Below are 11,767 nucleotides of genomic sequence, written 5' to 3'. Positions count from 1 at the left end.
CACTTTACAAGGTGCTCTGTTGCCCTCTTTTCCAGAGTGCCTGACGATAATACTTGAGTTTCTCCCTACTGTCAACACTAACACAGGGAACACTTTTTCCTAAAAAGTATTCCCTGTGAATTCATATCCTTACATTTACTTAAATTTTACGAAGATTTACCAGAGTATCCTTTATATAAAAGGGTTTTTTGAATTAAAAGCAAAGAGTTTTAAGGAAGATGTAATGTTTGTGTATAAATAATTTTATTCTTCGTCCAGTTCTAGTATGCCTTCTTCGATAGGCAGATCCTCTTCTTTTTCTATATTTCCACCGTCGTCATCTTCATCCTCGCCCAGAACAAAACCTAAGCCCTCCGCAACCTTCGACATGATCTCTGTCGTAAGTTCCTCCATAAGCTCAGGATGATCTTCTAGATATTGGGCGACGTTATCCTTGCCCTGGCCGATGGTCTCCCCCTTATATGCAAGCCACGATCCCTTTTTTTTCATTACTTCCAGATCAATGGCCATATCAAGCAAGGACATTCCCTTAGGAACACCTTTACCGTAAATTAGACTTGCATGAGCCGTTCTGAAGGGAGGCGCCTGCTTGTTTTTGACAACTTTCATCCATAACTCATGGCCTATGGCGTCTTCACCTTTGTTTATACTCTTTCCCCTTTTCACCTCAACACGTACAGAACTATAAAATTTCAGGGCTCTTCCCCCGGTTGTTGTTTCCTGGGGGCCGCTGCTATATCCAGTGCTGATTTTTGCGCGAAGCTGATTTATAAAAACAACGACACAATTGCTGCGAGAAATAGCAGAGGTAAGACGACGAAGAGCATAGGACATCAGGCGGGCTTGCAATCCAAGCTGACTGTCGCCTATCTTGCCATCTATCTCAGCCTGAGGCGTCAGGGCTGCCACTGAGTCCACCACTACCAGATCTACCGCACCGCTCCGGACAAGCGTGTCAAGAACATAAAGAGCCTGCTCGCCACTATCTGGCTGAGCTACATATAAAGACTGAACATCTACCCCCAATGAAGCCGCAAGCCTGGGGTCAAGGGCATGTTCCGCATCAATGAAAGCCGCTATGCCCCCTGCTTTCTGAGCCTCTGCGATGCCATGGAGCGCCACTGTGGTTTTACCCGATCCCTCGGGGCCAAAGATCTCGACGATTCGCCCCTTCGGCAATCCGCCTATCCCTAAAGCTACGTCAAGGGGCAATATTCCAGTGGATATAACCTCCACCTGCACTTTGAAAGGATCTCCTAGCCGCATTATGGATCCTTCTCCAAACTTACTGCGAATATCATCTATTGCTAGTTCAAGTATGTCTTCTCGGGTCTGTGGATTTTTCTTTTTTGCCATAGAATCAAAACCTCCCATGATTTCATTCCATAAGACCTCACCAAACGTAGTCTATACCATATCATTACAGAGAATATGTTTCCAGAGGAGTGTGCTGCGCCCCTTCGGGGCGTAATTCGCTTTTCATGAGAACAATAGAGCTCACTTTCCAAGATAATGAATTGAAATTCTGTCTACCTAGCTCTTCTTCAAGTTGGGGCGAAACAAAGGTTCCTGGACGAATCCTGGCTAAAGTAAGGTGGGGATGAAAAATCCGCTTCTCTTTTTCAACACCAGCGCGAAGTCCTGCTTTTTCCACTAATTCCACAAGAGATAGGAGGGGGTCTCCTCCTTCTGTTACACCAATCCAGAGAGTCCTTGGTCTTTTAAGAGACGGAAATGCGCCCGCACTCCCCAGGGTGATGAGAAAGGGATCGAGTCGCCGGAGCTGCAATTCTTCTTTTATATAAGAAGAAAAGCAGCCTATGGTGTCTTCTGACTGCTCCCCGCAAAATTTAAGGGTAAGATGCAGCGTCTGAGGAGACACCCATTTTATTTCTGAAAAGTTCTTTTTTAGGGACTTGAGTGTCACAGCGAGAGTTCGGCGATGCTGCTCTGGCAATTCTACACAGACAAAGGTCCTTATGAATAGGGGCATACAATTTCTTCTCCCTTCAAAGACCTCCATAGATATTCAAGAGCTACCGCAGTGGCCCTTTTTCTTACTCTATCCCGGTCCCCTGAAAAAAACTTTCTGAAAGAGCAGGAGTGTTCTGATGAAGCCAGACCAAACCACACCATCCCTACAGGTTTGTCAGCGGTTGCCCCATCGGGCCCCGCTATGCCCGTAACAGAAATCGCTATATCTGTCTTAAACATCTTTTGTGCCCTTTCCGCCATAACAACGGCACACTCTGAGCTTACTGCCCCATATTTTTCTATTATAAAGGATGGTACTGCAAGAAGATCTTTTTTAGCATCATTGCTGTAACATACGGCACTTCCATAAAAGACTTTAGATACTCCTGAAATGCCAGTCAAGGCAGCACCTATCATTCCCCCAGTGCAAGATTCTGCCGCTGAGACTGAAAGGTTTTTCTTCGTTGCCTCATAATAAATGGCTTCGGGGAGAGAGCGACATCCAGAGGGGAGACAATCATGAGGGAGCAAGGAAAGAATATCCGATGCCACTTCATTGACAATGGATTCTTCGCCGCTTAAAGCCAGTTCTATGAGGTTCACTGAAGGAAGAATGGAAATATGGAGATCCCTCCTTTTAAAGACAGACGCCAGATGATCCTTTAAAAGACTTTCTGCCCAACCTGTAACAAAAAAGGACCGTCGCGACGTAAACTCATTTTGAAGAATAGGAATAACGCACTCTTCCGCCATTTTTTGAAATTCATCAGGAACCCCAGGGAAGGAGAAAAAAACAGTCTGTTTATGGTGGAAAGAAATTCCGAGGGCAGACCCTTTCGAATTATGCACTGCGGTCGTTCCTTCCGGAATGGCCCCTTGGGTGCTTCTTGAGCGTTCTATCCCTTCCTGTTCCGCTGGGTTATAACGCTCCGCAATTTTGTTGTACGCCTTATGGTCTATTATGAGAGGGACACTGAGAAAATCCGCAAGGGCCTGACGGGTCTTATCATCATGGGTTGGCCCCAATCCCCCAGATAGAACGACTATTTCTGTCTGACCCGCCCAATGATCCAGGGCCTGAACGATAGGAGCGTTTTCATCCGGTAAAAACTCTATTTTGCGAACCTCCCACCCTGCATCTGCAAACTTGGAGGCCAACCATGAACAATTAATATCCCGCCGACTGCCGCTCAGTAATTCGTCACCTATGGCGAGAAGAACAGCACGCTTCACTACACATCATCTCCCAAGAAGAATTTGAAGTCCTCCTCCGCAATAAAGCCAGTACATTCCCCAAAGCAATAGGTTCGTCATGATTCCGCCTACAACGTCATCAGCTACAATCCCCAATCCTCCAGGGAGTTTCTCGACTGTAGAAACAGGAATAGGTTTGATAATATCTATAATTCGAAAGAGAAAAAGTGCGGGGACCCAAAATCCTGCAGGAAGACCGTACATTGAGATCCACGTCCCCACTACTTCGTCAATAACCACTTCTTTAGGATCTTTTTGACAAGTTTCTTTTCCGTAAAGATCCGCTGCCCATATCCCCAGCAGCATAACAGCTATTATTCCCCACCAGGGCACTGCCCAAAGTAAATAAAGGGCAAAGGCCACTCCTGAACCAAGGGTGCCGGGCATGGATGTAAAAAAACCGAGTCCCGCCAGAGTTGATATTTTTCCCGCTATAGAAAGATTTCGCTTCATGAAACAACCTCCACGCCAAGAAGGTCATACTCTTCGGCTTCTGTGATTTTAACTTTAACAAAAGCCCCCTCTTTTAAGTGGGCTCCTTCCATAATTCCTACAAGGCCATCCACTTCTGGAGCATCTCTATAGGAACGTCCCCAAGCAATATTGTCTTCGTTATCTATGGTTTCCACAAGAACTGTCAATTCCCTTCCCACAAAAAGACTTTGTCTGCGTAAAGAAATTTCCGATTGCAGTTCCATTAAGCGATTGTATCGCTCTTCTTTTATCTTCGACGAAAGCTGCCCAGGTAAAGTAGCAGCAATGGTTCCCTCTTCTGCGCAATAGGCAAAAGCTCCAACTCTATCGATTTCCATATCTTCAGCAAAATCAAGTACCTTTTCAAACTGTTCTTCTGTTTCTCCAGGGAAACCCACAATAAAGGTGGTTCGCAAAGCAAAAAGCGGGTTCTTTTTGCGGATGTATCCAAAAAGAGTACGGAGGGATTCCTCGTTTTCTTTCCGGTTCATACGCCGGAGCAGGTCTCCATCCACATGTTGAATGGGGATATCAAGATACGGCAGTACACTCTTGCTGGAAGAAATATAATCAATAAACCTTTCATCCACCCGCGCAGGGTGAAGATAAAGGAGGCGAAGCCACACTTCCTGAGGCAATGATGCTGTAAGAGAGTCGAGAAGGGCGATCAGTGAAGGCTTACCATAAACATCTCGCCCATACACAGTAAGATCCTGGCCAACAAGACAGATTTCCCTGGCTCCTTCTTCTACTAAACGAGACGCTTCACTGGTCAGAACTTCTATGGGATAGCTTCGAGCCCGTCCACGAATTGAAGGGATTGTGCAGTAAGAACAAAAGCTGTCGCATCCCTCCCCCACTTTTAAATAACGGCTCCAGGGCCGGGTCCCCGGCAACATCCCCCGCTGCCAGTTAGAAGGTTTGGCTCCAAGCTGCCGTACGACAGATTCCCATTCTTCTGCCTGAGACCATATATCAACACTGGGAAGTTCTTTTTTGAGCTCTTCACCATAACGGTTGACAAGACATCCGACCACCCCAATTTTTTGGAGTCTGCCCTCCTCTTTTAATCGCTCCAAGTCGAGGATTATGTCAACATTCTCTTCCACTGCCGGTTGAATAAATCCACACGTATTGACAATGGCCACCTGGGCTTCATCTATAGAGTCAACAACTCTAAAACCAGCGGCCCGAAGCATTCCTATAAGGTTTTCGCTATCTACTGAATTCTTTGCGCATCCAAGACTAATGATATAAATATTCACTAGTTCACCCTGCCTGTCTTTCCGTCTGAAGAATAAAAAATATGAACAACTCGCCCTCCACTTCCAGGGCGACCTAATTCTTCGCCATTCCAGGTCACTTGCACGTCGCTAGCCCGTCCATAGGTCACTGTAACTTCTTCTTTCACTTCAAGAGTGTACTTTTGTCCTTTTTCCAGGATCCCCTGATGAATGGTTGCTTCCTTGGTACGAACCTTAAGCCAGCAGGCTCCAGTACCCTCTATTTCTAAAGTAGGAAGTTGGGGGACAGGTTCTGGGACTTCTGCTGTTTCTTCTGCCATTTCACCATCGCCAAGGATCTTTTTTTCTGCATCAGGAGAAACAACTCCTTCAAAAACAACGATCAAATCTTCTGACTTAACGTCTCCAGGTTTTATATCTTCGGACACTACTGAAGTTTCAATGGTTCCATTGTTTCCCCCACCGCCCTGAGCAACCTGCTCAATGTTGAGTCCCCCTTCTTTCCAGGAAAACCATGCATACCACCCTGTCCCCACAACAGTAAAGAGCAGAATCAGTATGACCCAGAAACGAGAGGCAGGTTTGAATCCCCGGGTTGGGGGGGTGCAGGCACCTGTTAATTTGCTCTCCTTTTCATCTCGCCCGGGAGCGTCATACAAAAGGGGCTTATAGTATTCCCAAAGGTCTTCAGATTCTATAACTTTAAGTACGGAGCGCACAAAGCCCCTCGCATAGACAATGCCGTGAAATTTTTCAAAATGTCCGCTTTCTATATACTCGATGAAATGAATTCGTATCTTAGTGATATCAGCAACATTCTGAAGAGACAACCCCTTCTCTTCTCTTCTAGCCTTTATTGCCCGACCGAGCTCTTCAAGAGTTACTTGGCGTCGTTCCCTTTTCACCGACCACTGCCCCCTTAACACATGCTCTCAGTTCACGGATTGTTTCAGCAGGGTCAGGAGTTCCAAAAATAGAACTCCCCATAACTACTACGTCGCATCCTGAGCTTACAACCTCTCTAATCGTCTCGCGGCCAATACCACCATCCATTTGTATGAGGAAGGAGAGGTTATGGGCGACACGATGCCTATAAAGATCCACCGTTTTTTGTAAAGTTTCGCTGATAAACGACTGACCGCCAAATCCAGGGTTAACAGACATGACAAGCACGAGGTCAACCATGGGAAGTACAGGATATATCCACTCTACTGGAGTAGCAGGATTAAGGGCTACCCCTGGCCGGCAGCCAAGATCCCTGATCCTGGACAAAACCCTATGAAGATGGGGAGTCGCCTCGACGTGAACCGTTAAGTAATCCGGTTTTGCCGCTGCAAAAGCATCGATAAAGTCTTCTGGTGGCACTACCATTAAATGAGCGTCTATGACAGTTGACGGATAACTGTTCCTTAAAGCTTTCGCGAGACTTGGTCCATAGGATAAATTAGGAACAAAGTGGCCGTCCATAATATCAAGATGCAGCCAGTCGTGAGTTCCCTGTAACAATGTGATGCTTTTTCCCATATTTAGAATATCCGCAGAAAGAAGAGAAGGTGCCACAAGAAAAGCACCCGGCTCTTTCTCTAGCGGTAACGATCTTGCCACACGAATTCACCTCCGAGAAAGATAGTAACGACCCCTTCCTCTATATAAGGAGCTTCAAGGGAAACGTATTCCCCACCCTTTACTTCACGATTTAAAAGAACTCGCGTACCACTTCCATCAACAATCTCTATTTTCAAGGGCATCTGCTTTGTCAAAGGAGGAACCTGGTAGCGTATCTTTGCCACTTTACTTCCTGCCGGTACTGGCGCTGATTTTGGAGTCGCTGCCAGCTGTGTAGAAGGCTTAGTCACAGGAGCCGTCGCGGTACTTGGTTTCGAGGATGGCGGTTTTACAGGAATCAATGTACCACCTGAGGGCAACTGACTTTTTGAAGTTGCCTCCGTCTGTCCAGAAACTTTCTCTGCCGTGCCAGAAACAGCTGAAGCCAGAACTGTTCCAGCCTGAGAAACTTCTGCTTTCTCCTGGGATGGCGGCTTCTTCAAAGACGCCACCTGCAGAACAACTCCCTGCCCCCGTTTAAGGGAGGTCCCCACTTTTGGACGAATAGAGATGACCATCCCTTCTGGGGAGTTCTGAGTATAGACATACTCTACATTTGCAACAACAAGGCCTGATTCTTCTACGAGCTTGCGAGCAATTTGTTCTTCTCGCTGTAATACTTCCGGCACCTGAATCAAGCCGTTCTGGGAAACTTGCCCCTGACTCACAAGGAGATCTATCTTTCTCGTACTCTCTAACATTACTGGGGCTGATGGGCTCTGGGCAATAACAACCCCTGCAGCTCTGGTATCATCAGAAACTCGTAAAGTATCTCCCGCCTGAAAACCACTCTCTTCCAGTTTTTTAAGAGCCTGAGAATATTCAAGTCCTCTCACGTCCGGCAAGGCTATTCGATTTCCACCTTTACTAACCTTCAAAATTACCGTTGCGTCTTTTTTTATTTTTGCACCTGGTTCAGGCCATTGGGATAAAACGGTTCCTCCCGGAAGGGTGGATTCGATCTGTTCTATCTTTAATTTAAGCCCTAACCGCTGAGCTTCATCTACTGCCTCTACGACTGACATTTCTTTCAAAGGAGGAACTGCCAGCCCTTTGCCGCCTGACCAAATAGTTAAAACAGCCATCCCGCCGGAAACGACTATCACAAGCAGGATCAGGAACATCACCCATTTATACATTCTACCCATTTTTTTAAACCTCCTGATTTCTTTTCAGGATTGCCATCATATAAAAACCATCAAGCCATGGCAACAGTGGCCAAATATATGTACCCCATGGCCGCCCCTTACGCACATGCCGTCCTGAAAGAGGAAGAGACATTTCAATAAGATTATGATTATCAGCTAACACTTCTGCAATAACCTGTTCATTTTCCTGACGTAATAAACTACATGTAGAGTAAAGGATGAGTCCACCTGGTGCAACTAGATCTACCGCTTTTCTCAGAAGTCCTTTCTGAAGCTGTACAAGTTCCTCCATTTTCTCTTTTGTAAGGGCCCATCTAGATTCCGGATGTCGGCTCCAGGTACCGCTTCCGGAACAGGGAGCATCAAGAAAAACAAGAGTCGGAGTACTCTGTGGAGACATACTCAAAGAGTCCCCCTGACGAATTATAACCCGCTGAGAGATAGAAAGACGCTTTAATTCTCTTCTCGCAGCGGCACATCTTCCTTTGGAAAGTTCCCACGCTTCAATCTTAGCATGAGGCAAAAGGGTTGCAATCTGTCCCATCTTAATACCTCGCCCCGCACACATGTCAAGAATTAGGCCATCTTTCCATAAACGGGTCACCATTTCCCCGGCAAGCATGGATGATTCGCTTTGCACCGTAACTTTTCCCTCGTTAAATCCTGGAAGATTGGGGGGAAAAGCAAAAGAAGCTGTTCTAACGGAGCATTCAAGCAGTGGTGATGGCCATCCATATATATGATCCTGTTTTAGGCCTTTAACAAGAGAAGGAATATGGTCTTTCGGCAACACCCTTAAAGATGCGTAAGGGCGAATACGAAAGAGATTCATGAGTTTCAGCGTTTCAGCCTGTCCCCAGGTATCTTTCCATTGATAAGCTACAAAAAGAGGAATGCCTCCTAAAAGGGCTTTATCCTGGAAGGAAGAACTTCTCTTCATTTCATCAACAATAAACTTGCCCCGTTCTTCAACTCTATGAAGTACTGCATTTACAATGCGGGCTTCTTTTTCTAACCCACGTTTTTTTATTTCATCAACTAATGCGCTGACAAGAACCATGGGGGCAAAATGTCGCAACTCTATAATTCCGGCCGCCCCTATTACCAGCGCGTGGCGCGTGCACCATGATAAGGAATCAAAAGGAAACCTAAGAAAATTTTCGCAAACCTTTTTCCAAAGCGTCTGACGGCGTAGAGCCGCATACACGAGAGATGAAGCCAGAATTCTATCTCCCTCTGTCATTCGATCTGATACTTTACGAAGAGACTCGCTGGCAAACCGTCCTTTGGAAACTTCCGTTAATACGTAAAGCGCCGCTTCTATTCCCCTCATGAAAAAAGGACCTCCGGTTCAATAACATTGGATTTTTGACGTGTTCGAATAAATAGCTGGGAGGGCCCATAAACATATACGCCTCCAAACCCCCTATTTGCAGCACGCACTTCTATGCCAGTTATTTCAAGACCTTGAACGTCGGAATCAGTGGTAACATAGCGCTGCACCACTGAACTCATAACTGGACCAAGGACATGAGCTGCAATAAGGGCGATTATAACGTTCAATAGGCTCAAAGAACCTGTCGCCAAAAGCAAGAGTATAAAAAGCAGGGACGAAAGGGTGTTAATGACAACGACAGTAGTACCGCATCTTGGATGAATGGCAAGGGATGACTCTCCTCTGTTCATGCGCTCAAGAGCCACTCTTGCAGCATAAAGAGCAGCGGCGGGTTCTACGAGGCCACGCAATGAAAAACCATTATCATATGACATCCCTTCAATATTGCATTGTCCAAGAGACTCTTCAAGAATATGGATAGTCCCGTGTTCCAAAGCGTGATTTTTGCGGACTTTCTTATTGAACAAGACACGAAAAAGCTGTGTCGGCCCGACGATAAGCCACATAAAAGAGCTGGCAGCAAACCCCAAAGGCAGGAGGACAATAAAAAAGACAAGAAAAAACAGCAGTGCCACCATTCCGAGCCACGGTGCTATGAAAAACATCAGTAATAAAAAAAGAAAGGGCATGAATACCATCCTTTTTTAGCATAAAAATAAAAGGTGAGGCAGCATGATCGCCACCCCACCATCATATCGCACCTTGCTTCAGGATGACAGCCTGCTAATCGCGGTGTCCAAACATTCCACGGAGGAACAAAAGACGAGCCAACTGCGCAAAAGCCATAACTGCCGCGGCTACATAAGTTAAAGCAGCAGCGTTAAGAACCGCTTTAGCCCCTGTTATCTCATCAGAACCAAGAATGCCCGTATCGCCAAGAAGTTTCAACGCCCTGGTACTCGCATCAAATTCCACTGGAAGAGTAACAAGATGAAAAATGATCACCCCTACAAAAAGGAGGATGCCAATATCCATCAAAAGGGGACCTCGAAAAAGCAATCCCAAAAAGAACAGAGGGAAAGCCAGAGAAGAACCTACTCCCACCACGGGAACAACTGCATTGCGAAACTTAAGGGGAGCATAGTTTTTCTGATGCTGCACTGCATGGCCCACTTCATGGGCTGCCACTCCTATAGCAGCAATGCTCGTACTGTTAAATACCCCTTCGGATAAATGCAATGTTCTGTCCCTTGGGTCATAATGATCTGTTAAGTTTCCTGCCACTCTCTGAATAGGAACGTTATACATTCCAAACTGGTCAAGAAGGGCCCGCGCCGCCTGAGCGCCGGAGATACCCTTCCTTGAGAGAACTCGGCTATATTCAGAATAGGCGGTTTTCACCTTCATTTGCGCCCAAAAGGCCAGAATGACTGCTGGAATAAGCAGTACGAATGTTGGGTCAAAAAACAAGGGAAACATGCCATCACCTCCATCGTTCCGGCTTTTTGAATTATGTTACTTGAAAAAACATCAATTTACATCCGTATTTTACACGGTTAGGAGCGAAAGAGCAATATTGGTCAAACTATTTTTGACGGAAAAAATCTCTTATTGCTGAAGCTATATAAACTTGCTCATCCTCTGTTAATTCCGGGAAAATGGGAAGGGCGAGACTTTCACGGCTTAATGCTTCAGCTACAGGGAAATCTCCTTCTTTGTGGTTCAAAAAAGCGAAGCATTGTTGCAGGTGCAAACAAAGGGGATAATAGACACGGGTTGTAATACCCTTCGTTGCCAAATATTCAGAAAGCTCTTCCCTTTTCTGCATCACTCTTGGAACATACTGATGGTAAATATGGTAATTCCCGTCCAATTCATAGGGAGGCTGAATTTTGTCCAGCAGGTCATATTCCGCAAAAAGTGTTTTATATCTGTCTGCGACCAGTCTTCTTTCTTCATTCCATTCATCAAGATGACGAAGTTTCACCCGCAAGACTGCTGCCTGCAAAGCATCGAGGCGGCTGTTGAGTCCAACTTCTTCATGTATATATGTGGTTCCGGCTCCATGCACCCTCAAAGTTTTCACCCTGGACGCAAGAGCTTCATTTGAAGAAACGACCATGCCGCCGTCGCCATACCCCCCGAGATTTTTCGTGGGGAAGAAAGAATAGCACCCCATTGTCCCCCAGGCACCAGCCCGCTTTATATCATTCGAGACCTTTCTCCAGGAACCGAAGGCCTGCGCAGCATCTTCAACAATGACAATTCCCCGCTCTTCAAGATCCTCAACAATCCCCTCCAGGGGAACCATCTGTCCAAAAAGGTGAACTGCGATGATCGCCCTGGTCTTAGGGGTAAGTTTTTCTCGAACCTGGTCCAGATCAAAGTTGTATGTGCAGGGGTCTATGTCTACAAATACTGGTTTGGCGCCAAGACGGGTGATACAACTGACTGTGGCAAAAAAGGAGTAGGGGGTCGTGATAACTTCGTCTCCTTCCTTTATGCCGAGAGCCATCAGAGCAAGATACAATGCATCGCTACCAGAAGCACAACTAATGGCTTGAGCTCCCTCAAGATAACTTGAAACTTCATCCTCAAAATTCTTGACTGAGGGGCCAAGAATAAAATACTGGCTCTCAAGAACTTCATTTAGTGCCACCTGTATTTCTTCTTTGATACGGGCATAGTTCCTTTTAAGATCAAGTGTCGGTATTTTCCTTTCCATAGTTGTT

At 46.0% G+C, this 11,767-nt stretch carries 12 protein-coding genes; all 12 read right to left on the bottom strand.

Features of this window, described 5'->3' with window-relative positions; genetic code table 11:
* Positions 1-243 precede the first annotated feature (243 nt).
* A complete protein-coding gene (gene recA, locus B2U56_RS09455; protein WP_013047803.1) occupies positions 244-1,356 on the bottom strand; it encodes a recombinase RecA in 1,113 nt (370 codons plus the stop codon).
* A gap of 64 nt (positions 1,357-1,420) precedes the next feature.
* Complete coding sequence (gene thpR / locus B2U56_RS09450; RefSeq protein ID WP_286953596.1) at positions 1,421-1,993, bottom strand: RNA 2',3'-cyclic phosphodiesterase; 573 nt, start codon at positions 1,991-1,993, stop codon at positions 1,421-1,423.
* Positions 1,978-3,207: a nicotinamide-nucleotide amidohydrolase family protein gene (locus B2U56_RS09445; protein ID WP_286953593.1), complete on the bottom strand. Its 1,230-nt coding sequence runs from the start codon at positions 3,205-3,207 to the stop codon at positions 1,978-1,980. Before B2U56_RS09445 ends, thpR begins: the two co-directional genes overlap by 16 nt.
* Before the next feature lie 6 nt (positions 3,208-3,213).
* On the bottom strand, positions 3,214-3,681 hold the full coding sequence (locus B2U56_RS09440; RefSeq protein ID WP_286953592.1) for a phosphatidylglycerophosphatase A family protein: 468 nt from the start codon (positions 3,679-3,681) through the stop codon (positions 3,214-3,216).
* Positions 3,678-4,967 (bottom strand): 30S ribosomal protein S12 methylthiotransferase RimO, encoded by a 1,290-nt coding sequence (gene rimO, locus B2U56_RS09435; protein WP_286953590.1) that lies wholly within the window; start codon positions 4,965-4,967, stop codon positions 3,678-3,680. The genes B2U56_RS09440 and rimO overlap by 4 nt, the downstream gene beginning before the upstream one ends.
* Positions 4,967-5,851: a helix-turn-helix domain-containing protein gene (locus B2U56_RS09430; protein WP_286953587.1), complete on the bottom strand. Its 885-nt coding sequence runs from the start codon at positions 5,849-5,851 to the stop codon at positions 4,967-4,969. The genes rimO and B2U56_RS09430 overlap by 1 nt, the downstream gene beginning before the upstream one ends.
* A complete protein-coding gene (gene rpe, locus B2U56_RS09425; protein WP_213700021.1) occupies positions 5,820-6,551 on the bottom strand; it encodes a ribulose-phosphate 3-epimerase in 732 nt (243 codons plus the stop codon). Before rpe ends, B2U56_RS09430 begins: the two co-directional genes overlap by 32 nt.
* A complete protein-coding gene (locus B2U56_RS09420; protein ID WP_013047796.1) occupies positions 6,530-7,699 on the bottom strand; it encodes a PASTA domain-containing protein in 1,170 nt (389 codons plus the stop codon). The genes rpe and B2U56_RS09420 overlap by 22 nt, the downstream gene beginning before the upstream one ends.
* 4 nt (positions 7,700-7,703) lie before the next feature.
* Positions 7,704-9,032 (bottom strand): RsmB/NOP family class I SAM-dependent RNA methyltransferase, encoded by a 1,329-nt coding sequence (locus B2U56_RS09415; RefSeq protein ID WP_286953583.1) that lies wholly within the window; start codon positions 9,030-9,032, stop codon positions 7,704-7,706.
* Positions 9,029-9,724: a DUF6391 domain-containing protein gene (locus B2U56_RS09410; protein ID WP_013047794.1), complete on the bottom strand. Its 696-nt coding sequence runs from the start codon at positions 9,722-9,724 to the stop codon at positions 9,029-9,031. Before B2U56_RS09410 ends, B2U56_RS09415 begins: the two co-directional genes overlap by 4 nt.
* A 94-nt stretch (positions 9,725-9,818) precedes the next feature.
* Entirely contained in the window at positions 9,819-10,514 is a 696-nt protein-coding gene (locus B2U56_RS09405; protein WP_213700265.1) for a zinc metallopeptidase, read from the bottom strand.
* A 106-nt stretch (positions 10,515-10,620) separates the two neighbouring features.
* The gene (locus B2U56_RS09400; protein WP_286953580.1) at positions 10,621-11,760 is read right to left on the bottom strand and encodes a DegT/DnrJ/EryC1/StrS family aminotransferase; all 1,140 of its coding nucleotides are present in this window, start codon (positions 11,758-11,760) and stop codon (positions 10,621-10,623) included.
* Positions 11,761-11,767 lie beyond the last annotated feature (7 nt).

The sequence above is a fragment of the Aminobacterium sp. UBA4987 genome, from assembly GCF_002396985.1.
In the GTDB taxonomy this organism is placed as follows: Bacteria; Synergistota; Synergistia; order Synergistales; family Aminobacteriaceae; genus Aminobacterium; species Aminobacterium colombiense.
This window is presented reverse-complemented; position numbering and strand designations above follow the sequence as displayed.

Coding starts and splice junctions, on each gene's coding strand:
- B2U56_RS09405 (WP_213700265.1), bottom strand. CDS start 10,514: ATGTTTCCCTTGTTTTTTGACCCAACATTCGTACTGCTTATTCCAGCA.
- B2U56_RS09420 (WP_013047796.1), bottom strand. CDS start 7,699: ATGGGTAGAATGTATAAATGGGTGATGTTCCTGATCCTGCTTGTGATA.
- B2U56_RS09440 (WP_286953592.1), bottom strand. CDS start 3,681: ATGAAGCGAAATCTTTCTATAGCGGGAAAAATATCAACTCTGGCGGGA.
- recA (WP_013047803.1), bottom strand. CDS start 1,356: ATGGCAAAAAAGAAAAATCCACAGACCCGAGAAGACATACTTGAACTA.
- B2U56_RS09415 (WP_286953583.1), bottom strand. CDS start 9,032: ATGAGGGGAATAGAAGCGGCGCTTTACGTATTAACGGAAGTTTCCAAA.
- B2U56_RS09410 (WP_013047794.1), bottom strand. CDS start 9,724: ATGCCCTTTCTTTTTTTATTACTGATGTTTTTCATAGCACCGTGGCTC.
- thpR (WP_286953596.1), bottom strand. CDS start 1,993: ATGCCCCTATTCATAAGGACCTTTGTCTGTGTAGAATTGCCAGAGCAG.
- B2U56_RS09400 (WP_286953580.1), bottom strand. CDS start 11,760: ATGGAAAGGAAAATACCGACACTTGATCTTAAAAGGAACTATGCCCGT.